Genomic DNA, 16,502 nt, shown 5'->3' with positions numbered 1-16,502 from the left:
AGCAACTGCTAAGCGACTTTTAGAAAGTATAAATGCATCGCGTAAGGGATCCCTTTAAATAACAGCTTTCCCTCACTAATTAGCCTCCAGAAGCGATATTCTATGAATGAGGTACTGAGATACAAATTCCATTGCCCTATAATTGTGCCTACAACTAGACCTGCATTTACGTAGCCATCTCGATCCTCATACTGTTGAAATTGCAGAATTAAAGAAAGAATTTCTTCGTCATAGTAACTCTCGGGAACATTCATAAGCTGGCCATCAGCCCAAACTCTAAGCATATCCTCGGTGTTGCTGATTTTTTGCCATTCTAGTTCATACTGTTTTCTTTGAGCGGAGGTGATAGGGGATGTATTTTCGGTAATTTTTATAATTTTTTGCAGAGCTTCATTTGGGAGTTGACTAAGTGCTCTGGGATATAAGCCGATTTCAAATGAAGCGGCAATCTCCCTATAAGCCTTGACTGAATCAATAACATGAATAGGTTGCGTCCTCTCACTAAGAATAGAAAGTGCAAATCGTAAACCTGTCTGATCATGGGAGTTATCTCCGCACCAAATAGTGATTTTTTTGTCCTCGGGAATTTCTTTTAAGGTCTGAATCATGGCTGCCAGTTTATGTTGGGGATTTAAATGATAACCCTGATCCGGAAATCGTTCCTGAAACCATAACTCACGGGTATGATAGCCTTCATTATTATGTAATCCACGCAACGGTCCAGCAGAGAACGTTTCATTAAATGAAAGTACTCGTATTAAATGACGACAACCCAGATGACTAAGGGCTACCTTCATTGATCCCGCTTCAGACAGGCCAAATAACAGATAAATGTGATTCCGCCTAGTCTCTTCCTGCTCAATTGACATAGTATATTTGTGCTCCATAGGTCACTCTCCCATCGCAACAAATTATACCATACTCAATGAATCCACATCCTCAGGCAACTATATAAAAAATACATTATATGAAAAATTCATAACAGTAATGCTTGTCACACTTCCTGCATACAATTCAATGATGAATCTACATTTCATCTCCGGCAACCTATATAAGAGAGAAAGGAAGCGATTCCAAAAAATACAAATATCTCCGGAATCACATTTCTCTGTTATATATGTTGACATGAACGAGTGGATTTACGTATTATGAGAATATAAACCAATATTTCCATGGATGTTTTCTGAAATGAAAGTATAAGTTGTTAACAAAGATTACATCTATCGAAAGGAGTCGGGCTCATGTCCAAATTAGATCCTCTGCCAGGTCTGTCTCCGTATCCATTACAGCATTTTTTCGATGAAATGTATGCTGATAAGAGGAATGTCCGGCCGCACTACAGACATGTGAATCGCATGTTTTCCGGAATGAGCTCCGAAGAGCTGCAAGGGAAGCAAAATTTAATGCAGCGTAGGATGATGGAAGAAGGAATTACCTTTACGCTTTACAACCCGGCTCAGGATCATCCTATGGAGCGAACGATCCCCTTCGATATGATTCCACGTATTATCCCTAAGAATGAGTGGGAGAGGCTAGAAGCTGGAATTATTCAGCGTATCACAGCTTTGAATTTATTCATTCATGACATTTACCATGAGCAATACATTGTTAAAGATGGCATCGTCCCTAGGCGTATGATTATTTCCAACTGTTATTTCCGGCCAGAAATGTCAGGTCTGCGAGTGCCCGGTGGAGCTTATATCACCACCTCAGGAATCGATCTGATCCGCCACCACGATGGGCATTATTATGTACTTGAAGACAACCTGCGAACACCCTCCGGCTTTTCCTATCTTTTTAAAGGCAGAACGCTTATGAATCAATTGTTTCCTGAATTGTCCTTTGCCAGCTCCATCCGAGATGTAGATCATAGCTTAAATCGCTTCTTATCCGTGCTTCGTAGTCTATCTCCTTCAAGAAGGTCAGATCCGGTTATAGCACTCCTAACGCCTGGAGAATACAATTCTGCATATTATGAACATGCTTTTTTGGCACAGCAGATGGGTATACATTTGGTCGAAGGACGAGATTTGGTAACAAAGGATCACAAAATATATTTGAAAGAAATGAACGGACTGCGTCGCGTGGATGTGCTGTATCGTCGGTTGGATGATGATTACATTGATCCGCTGGCCTTTCAACCTGATTCTTTACTGGGTGTGGCAGGACTTATGAATGCATATAGGGCAGGTAACATAGCGATTGCTAATGCTCCGGGAACCGGTGTTGCAGATGATAAAGCGATGTATGTCTATGTACCGGATATGATTCGTTATTATCTGAATGAAGAGCCGATCCTTGGTAATGTGCCGACGTATTTGTTGTGCAGACCCGATGAACGCCTGTATGTTCTTGAGAACCTATCCGAAATGGTTGTTAAAGAAACCTCATTATCCGGAGGATATGGGATGTTGATCGGAAGTGAGGCGACCAAAGAAGAATTAGCCGAGTTCCGAATGAAAATTATTGCCGATCCGGACCGTTATGTGGCACAGCCAATTATGTCCTTGTCCAGAGCGCCAGTATTGTCGGGAGGCACTATGGCACCCCGGCATATCGATCTTCGGGCTTTTGTATTAATGGGCGCAGACCGGAAGCCGCATGTCATACCTGGTGGATTAACACGAGTGGCTATGAAAGAAGGTTCACTGGTTGTGAATTCCTCGCAAGGTGGTGGCGTAAAGGATACTTGGGTTATGGCTTGATCTATATCTTGTAAGCCTTGATTGTGAATCAAAAATATGCAGCATCAATTTGGAGGATAAAGGAGTGGCTAAAGATGCTGAATCGAAATGCGGAGGCTTTATTCTGGATCGGCCGATATATTGAAAGGGCAGAGAATCATGCGCGGCTAATCAATGTACATTATCATATCCAGCAGGAAGAGGATTTTCAGGAAGAAGGACATAAATGGTCGAGGCTTATCGATGCATTAGGAGTTCGAAGTGAGTATTTGCAGCAGTTCGAAACCTTTTCTGAACAGGACGTGTTATCCTTTATTACACTCGATTTGGGCAATTCGAATTCATTATTCTCTTGCGTACATCATGCTAGAAATAATCTTCGCACACTGCGTCAGCATCTTCCAAGTGAGCTATGGGATATCGTCAACAGCTTTAATCTATGGCTTGGGGAGCGGTCAGTCGCTGATATTATGAGTGGCCCACATCATTTCTACCAGCAGGTGAAGGAACGTGCGGCTATGTTTCTAGGAGCAGAACAATCCGTAATGCTTAGGGGAAATGAATGGCATTTTATAGAGAGCGGCCGTTTTCTGGAACGGGCAGAGAATACGACGCGTATTTTGCAGGCAGTTATTGCCTCTTGCCGTTTTAAAGAGCTTCATGCAATTTATATTCAGTTACAGGCTGTGCTGAAATCGGTAAGTGGTTATCAGGCGTTTCGCCGTTATTATGCAGATGCTATGTCACCGGAGAGCATTTTAGATTTTTTGATCGCAAATCCCAAATTTCCACGTTCGATCCGCTTTTCTTTTCACCAGCTGGAAGAGCATTTAGCTAGACTTGAATTAGATTCCTCAGAAAAAGGCTCAGGTCATGAGAAGGTCATCCGTCAAGCAGGAAAGCTGAAGGCAGAGCTGGATTATATGGAGAAAGAGGAAATGTCCGGTGAACTGGTGGAAGATGTGCTGCAATCACTCGTAATATCTTGCCAGAGACTGGGCAAAACGATGGAGGGCGCCTTTTTTCGGCGAGAAGGAGTATCTGTATGAAGATTCAAATCAATCACACCACCACATACAGTTATCCAGAGCCGGTTACGGACAGTGTCAATGAAATCAGGCTTACCCCACGCACCAACTATCGGCAATCCTGTTATCACCATGAGGTTGAAGTATCTCCGGCAGCTAATCTATTAACGTATGAGGATTTCTTCGGTAATCGGGTGCATGCCTATTCGGTTAATAAGCCACATACGGAAATGGTAATCCATACGAAAGCTACTGTAGTAACGCTGGATAAAGCCCAGGGTACCGATCTTCCGCGAACCAGCCTTGAAGAGCAAGTTAAACTATTAAATGATGAAAAGTTTCAGAACCGTTATATTGAGTTTATTTTGCCGACCCGTTATACCGAGGTGACTCCTGAATTAGTGGAGTTCGCTTCCCAGTACCCTTTTAGTGAAGCTGAGGATATGTATGAATGGATTCTGAAGTTATCTTCGACGATTTATGAACAGTTCACCTATGATCCTGAGGCAACAAGCGTAAATACAACGGTAAAAAAAGCCCTCAAGCTCAAGCGGGGGGTCTGTCAGGATTATGCTCATCTTATGATCGCTGTCTGCCGCAGTGTGGGTCTGCCTTCAAGATATGTTAGTGGATATCATTTTGTCGGTGATCTACAGAGCAGCAATGCTAATTTCGAGCAGGCTTCACATGCTTGGGTGGAGACCCATATTCCGGGTACGGGCTGGCTTGGTTTTGATCCGACGAATAATGTTGAAGTGAACTGGCGTTATATCAAGCTGGGTCATGGACGGGATTATAAAGATATAGTACCTGTAAAAGGGGTATATCGCGGCGGAGCAGGAACACTGACTGTAAAAGTGGACGTACGCAAGCTGGACAACTGAACTGAAATAATTGAAACATCGAACATCGAACATCGAAACAATCAAAATATTTTAAATACTCTAAATATTCGAAACAAACTCTCCGCTCATCTTATTGAATGGGGAGATTTTTTTGTGCGGCGTGCCTAAATTCTGAAGATTTATGAACGAGATGATTCCATTACAGGTTTATTTGGGTAATCTTGATCCATAGTACTTATCTTACAGACATTAGAGGAGAGATTACATATGAGCCCAAACATATCTAAGAAACAAAGATTTATTGGAAAAACAGCGATTATAACCGGAGCGGGCTCGGGAATTGGCCGTGCTACCGCTATTAAGCTGGCGCGGGAAGGTGCAAATGTAGCATTGTTCGATTTAAATCTTGAAAGAACCTCTTCCTTGGCAGAAAAGCTTAATAAGCTTCGAAAAGATTGCGCGCTGGCCATAGAGGTAGATACTTCGGATGAGAAAAAGATGGAGGAAGCCGTACGTTGTACGGTGGAACAATTCGGAGGCGTGGATGTAGTATTCGCTAACGCGGGAATTAATGGCGCAGTGGGTCCGATAGAAGAACTAAGCTTGAGCGACTGGGAGCGTACGATGTCGGTGAACTTGACGGGGACTTTTTTGACTCTGAAATATACTATTCCTCATCTGAAAGATAGAGGGAAGGGCAGTATTATTATTACTAGTTCCATTAATGGGAACACTAGATTTGCCAGCTTTGGGTGGTCTACTTATAGCACTACCAAAGCTGGACAGGTGGCTTTTGCCAAAATGGCAGCTCTCGAGCTTGCTAAGTTTAAGATTCGTGTAAATGTGATCTGCCCTGGGGCTATTGCTACGAATATAGATGAAACCACTGAAATGAGCGAGGATGTTGAAGCAATCGTCATTCCGATTGAATTCCCTGATGGAGCGCAACCCTTGGCGGATGGACCGGGCAAGCCGGATAATGTCGCTGATCTCGTTGCTTTTCTGGCTTCGGATGAATCTATCCATATTACAGGTGCGCAAATCGTGATTGACGGCGCGGAGTCCTTGTTATCCTAATTTCGAGATCGCTTCCCGGTATTGCTCGTACCATTTATTCCATTCGTCTTTCCGTGACTTCAGCGTCGTGCCTTCCAAAAGATGCTGGATCACTTCTAGACAAACATGCCAGCCAGCGAGATCTCGTGGTGTATGCGGGGTAAGCGTTTGTAGTGTTTCGTTCAAGACGAGTAAACAGCCTTCTGAATTAGGGTATAACTCAAAACGAACAAGATCCTCAGCCCAAGTAAACTCAAAAATAGATTGATGCTGCAGCACGGTAATTTCCATATCCACAAACGTTCCGTTTTGCATATCAAACTTTATAAGTCCGCCTTCACGCAGGTCCTCGATTTTTAATTCAGAGAACCATAAGGCAAGCTTCTCATTTTCGGTCAAATAGGACCAAATCTCAGTTGCGGAATGCTTTAACTGGCGTTCGAAACGAGCGACATAATATTGATCTTCTTTTTGGATGTTAGCTAACATTTATATTTCTCCTTTGGACTACTGCGGTAGTCCTTTTTTTATTGAGTTGAGGCTCATTAGAAAGAGTATAGCAATCGCCTGTGTTAATTGCACGATCCGGCTGTGTGGCTGAAGCGTAACTTATAGGGTATAGAGGGCAATAAAATAGCGGGAGAAATAAGGTCATAGGCAAGTCCACGAGCTCGATTTGCGTACGGCGCGGATTTAGTGTTGGCGGGGAAAAGGGAGTGAAGATAGGGATAAGTGCGTGATGAGGGTGAAAATGGAGTGATGAAGGTGATAAGTACGCATGACGGGGAAAAGGGAGTGATGTAGGAGATAAGTGTGCATGACGGTGAAAAGTGAGTGAAGACAGGGATAAGTGCGTGATGAATGGCGGAAGTAAACAGTAGCATCTACGGTGGCGAGGATGCATCGGCGTTGCGGACTGTATTGCAGCTATTTGGCGTTTTTGGTGTGTTTATTAGAAGTATCGGACTGCATAGCGCTTATTGCTGCGATTTTGAACAAAAGTAGGGCGTGTTTGAGCGAATAGGTGCAACTGAGCCCGATAGCAGAGGGAATAAGCCTGAATTTGTGAAATAAGATCATCTGAGTCCGAACGTTACATGGTAGCGAGGATGCATCGGCGTTGCGGACTGTATTGCAGCTATTTGGCGTTTTTGATTTGATTATTAGAAGTATCGGACCGCATAGCTCTTATCGCTGCGATTTTGAACAAAAGTAGGGTGTGTTTGAGCGAATAGCTGCAACTGTGTCCGATAGCAGAGGGAATAAGCCTGAATTTGTGAAATAAGGTCATCTGAGTCCGAACGTTATATGGTAGCGAGGATGCATCGGCGTTGCGGACTGTATTGCAGCTATTTGGAGTTTTTGGTGTGTTTATTAGAAGTATCGGACCGCATAGCACTTATTGCTGCGATTTTGAACAAAAGTAGGGCGTATTTGAGCGAATAGGTGTAACTGAGTCCGATAGCAGAGGGAATAAGCCTGAATTTGTGAAATAAGGTCATCTGAGTCCGAACGTTACATGGTAGCGAGGATGCATCGGCGTTGCGGACTGTATTGCAGCTATTTGGAGTTTTTGGTGTGTTTATTAGAAGTATCGGACCGCATAGCGCTTATTGCTGCGATTTTGAACAAAAGTAGGGTGAGTTTGAGCGAATAGCTGCAACTGAGTCCGAAAGTACAGTGAAATGGACTAAATTAGCGAAATAAGGGCTGCTGAGTCCGAATGATCTATGGCGACGAAGAGGTAATGAAGGTACAAAGGATGTAGTATATGAGCAAGAGCTACTGGGTTCGATCGGTTTGCGGAGACCTGGATTCGCTAATGGATCGGACTGTATTGCAGCTATTTGGCGTTTTTATTGTGTTTATTAGAAGTATCGGACCGTATAGCGCTTATTGCCGCGTTTTTGAACAAAAGTAGGGTGTGTTTGAGCGAATAGGTACAACTGAGTCCGATAGTACAGCGAAAAGGACTAAATTTGTGAAATAAGGGCTGCTGAGTCCGAACGATCTATGCGACGAAGATGTAATGAAGGTACAAAGGATGTAGTATATGAGCAAGAGCTACTGGGTTCGATCGGTTTGCGGAGACCTGGATTCGCTAATGGATCGGACTGTATTGCAGCTATTTGGTGTTTTTGGTTTGTATTTGGAACATATCGGACCGCATAGCGCTTATTGCTGTGATTTTGAACAAAAGTAGGGCGTGTTTGAGCGAATAGCTGCAACTGTGTCCGATAGTACAGCGAAATGGACTAAATTAGTGAAATAAGGGCTGCTGGGTCCGAACGATCTATGGCGACGAAGAGGTAATGAATGTGTAATAAAGGATGTAGTATACGAGCAAGAGCTCCTGGTTCCAAACGTTTCACGGTGGCCAGTGTATGCTGACATTGCGGTTATGGGCTTAGAATATACATTGTGTACGATAGTTACAGAGTCTGAGCTATTCAACTGTGCGACGAGGGCAAGGGGCATTTGAGTAAATAGCTCGCCATCCCTATAGTTAACAGCATAGGAAAGATCTGAGATAGCATTCCGGCACCTTGATGCAAATCCTAAGTCTTTTATGCTAAAATTAACGCAATTCCGTAAAATCTACTTTTGCTTAGGCAGGGTAGTTAATAGTGTGGCATTGGTGAAGGAGGCTGCGTATATGGGGATGATGTCTTGGTTAGCTGAGCAGCGGATTCAGGAGTCTATGCGTAACGGGGAATTTCGAGATTTACCTGGGCATGGCAAGCCGCTGGAGCTCGAGGATTTATCGGGTGTGCCGGAAGAATTGCGGATGTCTTTTAAAATCATGAAGAACTCCGGACTGGTGCCTGAGGAAATCTCTCTGCGAGCTGAATGTGTTACGTTGGAAGGATTGCTAGCGGCGTGTCATAATAGCGGAAGTGCAGAAACCAGTGAGGGCAAGGCTTTGCGGTCAAAACTGTCTATGAAAAGACTGCGTCTACAGGAGTTATTGCGTGAACGCGGCTTGGATAGTAACCCTGCTTTTATGCAATACAGTGCTCAAATACACGAACAGATGATAAAGGAAGAGGAATAACGCTGCTTAAGTTACTGCCTAAATGCCTACATTCATTTGGACATCAAAATAAATAGTGTAAAATAAAAAGGCATCTCTTGGTCGGTTTAGACAGAAGAGCTGCCTTTTTGCTTGTTATGTGTAACTGAACATGTATACTCATCTAATTTGTTTAAAATATACCCATTCCGGATCGCCATCATCTAAATTCTCAATGACTCCGCTTTTAACAAACCCTTGAGAAAGACATAGTTGCTGCATGATCGTATTGGATTCATTGGTGGAGGTGAAAAGCTTGGGGGTGGGGCATTGTTCCTCGATGTAGCTAAGGAGTGTTTTGGCTATGCCTAGGCGTCTGTACTCAGGATCCACAATGACCAGCTGAATAAAACAACATTCGAAAAAGGTGGTATCGCAGCAAGCAAATCCTACAAACGTTCCATTATGCGATGCTACGTAACACTGCTCATGCTTGATATATTTTTCAATCTTCGATTTGCGGCTTTCATTGCCAATGATCTTGCTGTCTATTTTGGTGAGCATGGGTAGATCTGAAATTGTAGCTTTTGTTACGAATATCATAGTAAGTCTCCTTATTAATATTATAGAGGGTATGGATGGTAAGTCTTGATCTTTAAGGTTTTTTCACACATGATGAAGATGATCTAAGATAACTTCAAGGAAAATTATAACATATGATTATAGACGATGGAGAGATAGAATGAAACAGCTTCCGATTATACAGGTGCTTCCTGACCTGAAAAACATACTTAACACTGCGCAGGCAGCAGTACTTATCGCTGAACCGGGTGCAGGCAAAACAACAGGAACGCCTCCGGCGTTTTTGGACGAGCCTTGGATGGCGGGTAAAAGCATTTTAATGTTAGAGCCTAGAAGGCTTGCTGCTAGATCTGCCGCCACTTACATGGCATCCTGCCTTGGAGAAAGTGTTGGACAGACGGTAGGTTATCGGATGCGGAATGACACTAAAGTAGGCAAAAATACGCGGATTGTTGTAGTCACTGAAGGAGTATTAACGAGAATGCTGCAAAGCGATCCTTCTTTGGGTGATGTGGGTTTAGTTATTTTTGATGAGTTCCATGAGCGCAGTCTACATGCGGATTTGGGACTTGCCCTTACACTGGAAGCACAGGCTGTGCTGCGGGAGGATCTAAGGATTCTTATCATGTCAGCTACCTTGGACAGTGAGCGGGTGTCTGCTTTACTAGGGGATGCGCCCGTTGTAAATTGTCCGGGCAGAACCTATCCTGTAGGAACAATCTATGTGCCAACTACTGGGAATCTTCCACTGGAAAAAACTGCTGCAGCTGCTGTGAGACGTGCGCTTGCTGAACAACCCGGAGATATTCTCGTCTTTTTACCGGGGGAAAGAGAAATACGCAGAACTCAAAGTGAGTTGGAAAATGGAAGCTTGGCAGAGCAGACGGTAATTCGCCCTTTATATGGCCAGCTGCCACAAAATATCCAAGATGCAGCTGTGGCTGCATCTGTTCAAGGTGAACGAAAAGTAGTGCTCGCGACTTCTATCGCTGAGACAAGTCTAACGATTGAAGGCGTGCGAACGGTAATTGACACAGGGCAGCGCCGTACACAGGTATTCTCACCACGCACAGGAATGCCAAGTCTGACGACAGTCCCGGTATCGAAAGCCTCCGCGGATCAACGGCGGGGACGTGCTGGACGAACAGCCCCTGGCGTGTGCTACAGGCTGTGGAGTCAGGAGGAGCATAATCGACTTCCGGATGACAATGTGCCGGAGATTATGCAGACGGACCTTGCGCAGCTCGCTTTGGAGCTGGCGCTGTGGGGCGTGCGCGATCCTGCCGCGCTATCTTGGCTTGACGCGCCGCCCGCTGCGCCTTATGCACAGGGCACCGCGCTGCTGCGCCAGCTCGGCGCGCTGGACGCCGGCGGCGCCATTACGCCGCACGGCCACAGCATGGCCGCGCTTGGCGCGCACCCGCGAGCCGCGCATATGCTGCTGCGCGCGGCAGAGCTTGGCGCAGCACCGCTCGCCTGCCGGCTGGCGGCGCTGCTGCAAGAGCGGGACCTTTTCAAGGGTCCCGCGGCCCTAGATTGCGACCTCACGCTCCGCGTTGAGGCGCTGCTCCGGTTCGAGCGCTCCGCTGATAGCGGCGGAGCGGACCCGGCGGCTCTGCGCGCTGTGCAGCGCGAGAGCCGCCATTTCCTGGCGCAGCTGCAAGCCGCGCCGGGCGAGAACGTGAACGACATCAGCCGCTGCGGGCTGCTTCTGTCGTTCGCTTATCCCGACCGGATCGGGCAGAAACGCGGCGATGGCGCGTTTCTGCTCTCCTCCGGTCGGGGGGCGGCCATGCGGGAAGGGCAACCGCTGGCCCGGTCATCATATATCGTAGCTGCTTCGATCGATGATCGCGCTACACAGGGCGCAATTATGCTGGCAGCTGAGATAGAAGAAGGACAACTGCTTTCCTATCATGCAGACCGCATCACCGAGGAAGCGGATGTGTATTGGGATAAAGAAAGTGGAAGTGTGAAGAAACGTCGTCGCACAATGCTCGGCGCGTTGGTCTTAAAAGAAACTTCACATGAAAGACCCTCCGCGGAAGAAATGGCAAATGTACTATTAAGTGTCATCGCTACAGATGGCATTGAAATCCTACCGTGGGAGAAGGGAACCATACAGCTTCGCGAACGTTTGATGTTTATGCATACCTTACGTTCAGATTGGCCGGATGTATCAGATTTTGCTTTAATTGCTACGTTGGATGAATGGCTTTTGCCATATCTGCAAGGTATGAGGAACCTCCGCGACCTTCAGCGTATACCGTTAGCGCGAGCGCTTGAGGGGATGTTAGACTGGAATCAGCGGCAGATGCTGGAAAAGGAGGCACCTACACATATATCTGTTCCTAGTGGCTCGCGTGTGCCTGTAGATTATACTAATCCTGCTGCCCCGGTATTGGCAGTAAGATTGCAAGAGATGTTTGGACAGCTGGACACACCTCGAATTGGAGGGGGAAAATTGCCAGTATTGCTGCATCTTTTGTCACCAGCTAGACGACCTGTGCAGGTAACCTCTGATCTAGCAAGTTTTTGGCGGGGGACCTATTTTGAGGTCAAAAAAGATCTGAAGGGACGGTACCCGAAGCACTATTGGCCAGATGACCCATTACAGGCTATTCCGACTAATCGTACACGTCCTGTAAAATAATTTATGGTTACATATGCTCTTGAAATTTTTCCTTAGATGTTTGGTCTCCCGTTTAAAGGGTAATTACTAGCGAAGACAATTACTAAGGAGGGCTTCAAGTGACTAAAAAAATCGTAGGTATTTTCGACACAGAACAAGAAGCAACCAGAGCAATTGAAGGACTTCACAATCAAGGATTTAATAATGATGAAATATCAGTAATCACACGTGATCGTGATGAGCTTAGAAACATCTCAGAGGATACAGGCACAAAAGCTCCAGAAGGAGTAGCAACAGGCGCTGCTACAGGTGGTGTAGTTGGCGGCGTTGCCGGACTATTAGCAGGGATCGGAGCATTGGCGATTCCGGGGATTGGACCGATTCTGGCGGCAGGGCCTATAGTTGCAACCCTTACAGGTGCAGCAGTTGGTGCAGGCGCAGGTGGATTAGTCGGCGGCTTGATCGGACTCGGTATTCCTGAGGATGAGGCTAAAGAGTACGAAGGTTATGTGGAAAGCGGCAAAATCCTTGTACTAGTCGATGATAATGGACGCGGCTATCAAGCACATGATGTGTTCCGCGGTAACCGTTCGCTGAATACTCAGCGTTACGAAGGCGTCTATAACGAAGACACTAGACTAGGAAACTCGATGGCTAACAGAGCGGATCGGAAGGCTGAAGTCTACAACCGTGATAAAATATAACATTATAATAACCTGCTTTAAAAGCGGTAAAAGGTTACAAGGAGCGATTCTCCGATTTAATGGAGAATCGCTCCTTTTGTATTTTTAGTCCATCGCGCCTCCCGGAATCCCCCTTTGCTCATCCTCTTCTGAGGGGTACGGACCCAGATGACGCTATTGGCTAATTTTTGGTCTTTGCAGCAGAATTTCGGACTCCATGGACGCTATTCTATAGAATGAGGCTCTTATTTCCTGTTTTTTTTGCCAATAGCTGCAATGGGGTCCGATAGGGCTCCAAATATCGGATAATATTGCGTTTAAGGTCCGCTGTGTCCTTTGCTACTACGTTCCTGCATCGTTTCGGAGTGTCCTTATGCTGCTACGCACGTGCTGTCCTTGTATTGCTACGTAAGCGCACCCGGTCACGTGTCCTTATGCTACAGAGTATTCGCATCGGATTGCAACTCTGAACGTGCCCCGTTACGCAGTGTCCTTATGCTGTTACGCAGTGTCCTTAATACTACTACGCACGTGCTGTCTTTGTACTGCTATCTATGCGTACCCGATCACGGTGACCTTTGTTGGAGGTGCATCGTTCCGCTGTGTCTTAATGCTGTTACGTACATGCACCGTTCCCTAGAGTCCTTTTACTATTATCGTTCCACTGTGTCCTTGTATTGCTACGTAAGCGCACCCGGACTCTGTGTCCTTATCCTACTGAGCATAAGCCCCCGGTTTGCAGCTACGAAATCCCCCCGTTCCGCAGCGTCTTTATGGTTGGTAATCACATGCCCCGTTCCGCAGCGACCTTATGGTTGCTAAGCACATGCCCCGTTACGCAGTGTCCTTATATGCTGTTACCTTGCACGATCTTAATCAAGGATACGAAGCATGCGGATGAAAGAATCAGCTGCCACGGATAACCTCATATCGCGATGGATTGCGAAGCCTATATTCCGGGGGGGAGGGGGATCATCTAATTGCAACTCGAAAAGTTCTCCTTTTTGAATCTCCTCAATTACAAAAGAACGGCTAATAAAGGCTACCCCGTAACCAAGTCTTGCGAATTCAGAGAGTAAATCGATGCTGCCCAGCTCTATATCTGGTTTAACGGACAACCGCTTACCAGCAAACCAATGATCAACAAACAGTCTGGTGCTGCTTTCTGGGGATAATAAAATAAAAGGTAACTCTGCAAGTTCTTTTGCCGTAAGCGAACGGTTTGCCAGTTCCTGAAAGGCTCGTCCCACTACAAAACAATCCTCAAGGGTGGCAAGCGTCTGAATACTTAATTGTGGATCGTCAATAGGCATATGGACGAGCGCACAGTCTATTTCGCCTTCTTTCAAACGTTTGGTGATCTCATGCGTTTTTCCGTGTGATAGCCGAATTCGTATGCCGGGATATTGTTTGTGGAATGCGTTCAATTGCGGCAGCAAAAGATTTTTTATAAGGGAATCACTTGCTCCAATCCGAACTTCTCCCTCGTTTAATTGCTTTAGATTATGAAGATGCTTTTGTGCAGAATCCAGCATGACTAAAGAGGGCTCAACATATTCCAATAACGCCCGTCCTTCCTCGGTTAGCTCTACACCTTTAGATAAACGATGAAATAATTTGAGGCCTAAAGAATCCTCCATTTGTTTAATGGCATAACTTACGGATGGCTGTGTAATATGCAATTCATTTGCAGCCTTTGTTAGATTTTTGTAACGAGCCGTATATAAAAAAATACGATACCATTCAAGGTTAAAGAATTTGATATAGATCACCTCTATGACAGTCTGTTGAAAATGTGATTTCATTAATTGCAACAATCTTATTATAATTTGGATATATAAATAATAAAAGAGTCGGCAATGGAGGTTTGAATATTATGGCAGGTAACACATTTGGAGAAGTATTTAAGATTACTACCTTTGGAGAGTCACATGGTGCAGCGGTTGGGGTCATAGTGGATGGAGTTACACCTAATGTTGAAATTGATGAAGCATATATTCAGAAACAGATGGATAGAAGGAAACCAGGCCAGTCCTCTGTAACTTCACCGCGTAAGGAATATGATGTGGTGCAAATACAATCAGGAATATTCGAAGGGAAAACAACCGGAACTCCACTCTTTGTAGTTCTGTACAACAAAGATATGAAACCGGAGGCCTATAACGATATTCAGCATTCATTTAGACCCGGCCATGCGGATTATACTTTTTTGCAGAAATACGGAATTCGCGATCATAGAGGCAGTGGACGGGCATCAGGCAGGGAAACAGCGGCAAGAGTAGCTGGCGGAGCGATCGCTCGGAAACTGCTCGAAAGAAGAGGGGTTGAGGTACTAGCCTACACGCAAGAGGTCGGAGGGATTAAGTGTCAAACCTTTGATGAAGATGTTATTGAACAAAATGCAGTCCGCGCCTGTGATGCTAAGGCTGGAGCTGAAATGATTAAAAAAATTGAACACTTAGCTTCGATTGGAGACAGCTGCGGAGGTATCGTGGAGTGTCGGATTAGAGGGGTTATTCCGGGTCTTGGAGAACCCGTATTTGATAAATTGGATGCAGAGTTAGCTAAAGCGATGTTATCTATTGGTGCTGTAAAAGGAATAGAGTTTGGAGCTGGATTCGAAGCGGCCTCTATGCTTGGAAGTGAACATAATGACGCGATGAATAAGGATGGATTTCTTAGTAACCATTCCGGCGGGATTATAGGCGGAATCAGCACAGGAGAAGAGATTATTTTTCGAATAAGTGTAAAGCCTACATCCTCGATTTCTGTTACTCAACAGACCATAAACACGAATGGTGAAGAAGTTGAGATTAAAACGGAGGGCAGACATGATCCATGTATCTGTCCGAGAATCGTGCCAGTTGTTGAAGCAATGGCTTGCTTAGTATTGGAAGATCTTTATAAAAGACAAGCTGCTATTTTTGGATGAACCACTTTATAAAATGAAACAAATCAAAGACTGCACCTCTTAACAATAGACTGTGAGGTGCAGTCTTTTTTGCATATGTGGTATCATATGGATAATCATTCAAATTATGTTTTGTCTCTAGTTATGCCATAAGATACAGTACAGCGAAAAGGAGGGAATAGATGAGAATCTTTGTTGCAGGTGCTGCTGGTGTGATTGGACGGTTATTGCTTCCTAAGTTACTACAAGCGGGGCATGAGGTTATCGGTCTGACCCATAAAGAAGAAAACAAAACAATCCTTGAGAGCATAGGGGCACAAGCGGTAATCGCGGATGTGTATGAGCGTGAGTCTATATTTGCGGCTATTCAAGCAGCCCAACCTGAAGTGGTAATTCATCAGCTGACTTCATTAAGTCAGCGGAATTTTGCAGATAATTCAAGGATAAGAATAGAAGGAACACGAAATATTGTCGATGCTTCACTGACAAACGGGGTTAAACAGATTATTGCTCAAAGTATCTCTTGGGCTTATGAAGCTGGTGAGGGACCTGCCACGGAGAATACTCCATTAGATGCTAATGCTTCTGAATCCCGGATGAGAACCATTGAGGGTATCCGCTCACTTGAAAAGGCAGTTGCAGAAATTCCTAATCATGTGATTTTGCGGTACGGAATGTTGTACGGCCAAGGGACTTGGTATGATGCTGCTGGATTAATGACAGAAGAAATTCGACAAGGGAGACTGACTGCAACAGAAGCGGTTACGTCATTCCTTCACGTGGAGGATGCAGCTAACGCGGCGGCGCTTGCTCTGAACTGGCCTTCTGGTCCAGTTAATATTGTGGACAATGAACCTGCGCGAGGAATAGATTGGGTGCCTGTTTTTTCTGAAATCTTGGGAGCTCCTAGACCTCCTTTGCAAATGGGCAGAGAAGGCTGGGAACGGGGGGCGTCCAATACAAAAGCTCGAATGGATTACGGATGGAGTCCATCTTACCCTTCATGGAGGTCAGGTTTTGCTCAGAGCTTGAAAGGTTAGAGATGAATCCAAACATGTACAAGGAGAG

Annotated in this window: 16 protein-coding genes; 12 read left to right on the top strand and 4 right to left on the bottom strand. The window is 45.3% G+C overall.

From position 1 onward, the window contains the following. Window positions 1-8 precede the first annotated feature (8 nt). Entirely contained in the window at window positions 9-887 is an 879-nt protein-coding gene (locus MHI15_RS23645; protein ID WP_076190039.1) for a DUF1835 domain-containing protein, read from the bottom strand. A 354-nt stretch (window positions 888-1,241) separates the two neighbouring features. Between MHI15_RS23645 and MHI15_RS23640 the strand changes: the two genes are divergently transcribed. From MHI15_RS23640 to MHI15_RS23625, 4 genes are all read left to right on the top strand, one after another. Beyond that, window positions 1,242-2,705, top strand: a complete 1,464-nt coding sequence (locus MHI15_RS23640) for a circularly permuted type 2 ATP-grasp protein (RefSeq protein WP_076279025.1) — start codon at window positions 1,242-1,244, stop codon at window positions 2,703-2,705. A 74-nt stretch (window positions 2,706-2,779) separates the two neighbouring features. Then, the gene (locus MHI15_RS23635) at window positions 2,780-3,733 is read left to right on the top strand and encodes an alpha-E domain-containing protein (protein ID WP_076126125.1); all 954 of its coding nucleotides are present in this window, start codon (window positions 2,780-2,782) and stop codon (window positions 3,731-3,733) included. Next, complete coding sequence (locus MHI15_RS23630; protein ID WP_076126126.1) at window positions 3,730-4,596, top strand: transglutaminase family protein; 867 nt, start codon at window positions 3,730-3,732, stop codon at window positions 4,594-4,596. Before MHI15_RS23635 ends, MHI15_RS23630 begins: the two co-directional genes overlap by 4 nt. Before the next feature lie 228 nt (window positions 4,597-4,824). Continuing rightward, on the top strand, window positions 4,825-5,634 hold the full coding sequence (locus MHI15_RS23625; RefSeq protein ID WP_076218875.1) for an SDR family oxidoreductase: 810 nt from the start codon (window positions 4,825-4,827) through the stop codon (window positions 5,632-5,634). On the opposite strand, the gene MHI15_RS23620 is transcribed toward MHI15_RS23625, so the two are convergent. Then, window positions 5,626-6,102: an SRPBCC family protein gene (locus MHI15_RS23620; protein WP_076126128.1), complete on the bottom strand. Its 477-nt coding sequence runs from the start codon at window positions 6,100-6,102 to the stop codon at window positions 5,626-5,628. The two genes, MHI15_RS23625 and MHI15_RS23620, sit on opposite strands and share 9 nt — an antisense overlap. A 372-nt stretch (window positions 6,103-6,474) precedes the next feature. Between MHI15_RS23620 and MHI15_RS23615 the strand changes: the two genes are divergently transcribed. From MHI15_RS23615 to MHI15_RS23600, 4 genes are all read left to right on the top strand, one after another. Then, entirely contained in the window at window positions 6,475-6,618 is a 144-nt protein-coding gene (locus MHI15_RS23615; protein WP_175617295.1) for a hypothetical protein, read from the top strand. Between the two features lie 766 nt (window positions 6,619-7,384). Continuing rightward, window positions 7,385-7,534 carry a hypothetical protein gene (locus MHI15_RS23610; protein WP_341164953.1) on the top strand — a complete coding sequence of 50 codons (150 nt, stop codon included), beginning with the start codon at window positions 7,385-7,387 and terminating at the stop codon, window positions 7,532-7,534. Between the two features lie 132 nt (window positions 7,535-7,666). Then, complete coding sequence (locus MHI15_RS23605; RefSeq protein WP_175619022.1) at window positions 7,667-7,816, top strand: hypothetical protein; 150 nt, start codon at window positions 7,667-7,669, stop codon at window positions 7,814-7,816. A gap of 453 nt (window positions 7,817-8,269) precedes the next feature. Beyond that, window positions 8,270-8,668 carry a DnaJ family domain-containing protein gene (locus MHI15_RS23600; protein ID WP_076218040.1) on the top strand — a complete coding sequence of 133 codons (399 nt, stop codon included), beginning with the start codon at window positions 8,270-8,272 and terminating at the stop codon, window positions 8,666-8,668. 138 nt (window positions 8,669-8,806) lie between these two features. On the opposite strand, the gene MHI15_RS23595 is transcribed toward MHI15_RS23600, so the two are convergent. Next, window positions 8,807-9,229 (bottom strand): GNAT family N-acetyltransferase, encoded by a 423-nt coding sequence (locus MHI15_RS23595; RefSeq protein WP_341164952.1) that lies wholly within the window; start codon window positions 9,227-9,229, stop codon window positions 8,807-8,809. A 139-nt stretch (window positions 9,230-9,368) separates the two neighbouring features. Here MHI15_RS23595 and hrpB point away from each other — a divergent pair, with 139 nt between their 5' ends. Together hrpB and MHI15_RS23585 are read left to right on the top strand one after the other, a co-directional pair. After that, window positions 9,369-11,861 (top strand): ATP-dependent helicase HrpB, encoded by a 2,493-nt coding sequence (gene hrpB / locus MHI15_RS23590; protein WP_341164951.1) that lies wholly within the window; start codon window positions 9,369-9,371, stop codon window positions 11,859-11,861. A gap of 98 nt (window positions 11,862-11,959) precedes the next feature. Next, entirely contained in the window at window positions 11,960-12,544 is a 585-nt protein-coding gene (locus MHI15_RS23585; protein WP_076279020.1) for a general stress protein, read from the top strand. A gap of 851 nt (window positions 12,545-13,395) precedes the next feature. Here MHI15_RS23585 and MHI15_RS23580 read toward each other — a convergent pair. Next, window positions 13,396-14,295 (bottom strand): LysR family transcriptional regulator, encoded by a 900-nt coding sequence (locus MHI15_RS23580; protein ID WP_341164950.1) that lies wholly within the window; start codon window positions 14,293-14,295, stop codon window positions 13,396-13,398. Between the two features lie 104 nt (window positions 14,296-14,399). Between MHI15_RS23580 and aroC the strand changes: the two genes are divergently transcribed. Both aroC and MHI15_RS23570 read left to right on the top strand, forming a co-directional pair. Next, window positions 14,400-15,455 carry a chorismate synthase gene (gene aroC, locus MHI15_RS23575; RefSeq protein WP_076126139.1) on the top strand — a complete coding sequence of 352 codons (1,056 nt, stop codon included), beginning with the start codon at window positions 14,400-14,402 and terminating at the stop codon, window positions 15,453-15,455. Window positions 15,456-15,616: 161 nt separating this feature from the next. Then, entirely contained in the window at window positions 15,617-16,474 is an 858-nt protein-coding gene (locus MHI15_RS23570) for an NAD-dependent epimerase/dehydratase family protein (RefSeq protein ID WP_341164949.1), read from the top strand. The last annotated feature ends 28 nt before the right edge of the window (window positions 16,475-16,502 follow it).

It is taken from the genome of Paenibacillus sp. FSL H7-0918 (genome assembly GCF_038007025.1).
Taxonomy (GTDB): domain Bacteria; phylum Bacillota; class Bacilli; order Paenibacillales; family Paenibacillaceae; genus Paenibacillus_AQ; species Paenibacillus_AQ odorifer.
Note: the sequence above shows the minus strand (reverse complement) of the source record. Positions and strands in the feature narration are given on the sequence as shown.

What these genes read in the sequence shown, in the direction of transcription:
- MHI15_RS23595 (WP_341164952.1), bottom strand. Translation starts at nt 9,229, where the DNA reads ATGATATTCGTAACAAAAGCTACAATTTCAGATCTACCCATGCTCACC.
- MHI15_RS23615 (WP_175617295.1), top strand. Translation starts at nt 6,475, where the DNA reads ATGGCGGAAGTAAACAGTAGCATCTACGGTGGCGAGGATGCATCGGCG.
- MHI15_RS23620 (WP_076126128.1), bottom strand. Translation starts at nt 6,102, where the DNA reads ATGTTAGCTAACATCCAAAAAGAAGATCAATATTATGTCGCTCGTTTC.
- aroC (WP_076126139.1), top strand. Translation starts at nt 14,400, where the DNA reads ATGGCAGGTAACACATTTGGAGAAGTATTTAAGATTACTACCTTTGGA.
- MHI15_RS23605 (WP_175619022.1), top strand. Translation starts at nt 7,667, where the DNA reads ATGAGCAAGAGCTACTGGGTTCGATCGGTTTGCGGAGACCTGGATTCG.
- MHI15_RS23630 (WP_076126126.1), top strand. Translation starts at nt 3,730, where the DNA reads ATGAAGATTCAAATCAATCACACCACCACATACAGTTATCCAGAGCCG.
- MHI15_RS23645 (WP_076190039.1), bottom strand. Translation starts at nt 887, where the DNA reads ATGGAGCACAAATATACTATGTCAATTGAGCAGGAAGAGACTAGGCGG.
- MHI15_RS23610 (WP_341164953.1), top strand. Translation starts at nt 7,385, where the DNA reads ATGAGCAAGAGCTACTGGGTTCGATCGGTTTGCGGAGACCTGGATTCG.
- MHI15_RS23640 (WP_076279025.1), top strand. Translation starts at nt 1,242, where the DNA reads ATGTCCAAATTAGATCCTCTGCCAGGTCTGTCTCCGTATCCATTACAG.
- hrpB (WP_341164951.1), top strand. Translation starts at nt 9,369, where the DNA reads ATGAAACAGCTTCCGATTATACAGGTGCTTCCTGACCTGAAAAACATA.
- MHI15_RS23635 (WP_076126125.1), top strand. Translation starts at nt 2,780, where the DNA reads ATGCTGAATCGAAATGCGGAGGCTTTATTCTGGATCGGCCGATATATT.
- MHI15_RS23570 (WP_341164949.1), top strand. Translation starts at nt 15,617, where the DNA reads ATGAGAATCTTTGTTGCAGGTGCTGCTGGTGTGATTGGACGGTTATTG.
- MHI15_RS23625 (WP_076218875.1), top strand. Translation starts at nt 4,825, where the DNA reads ATGAGCCCAAACATATCTAAGAAACAAAGATTTATTGGAAAAACAGCG.
- MHI15_RS23600 (WP_076218040.1), top strand. Translation starts at nt 8,270, where the DNA reads ATGGGGATGATGTCTTGGTTAGCTGAGCAGCGGATTCAGGAGTCTATG.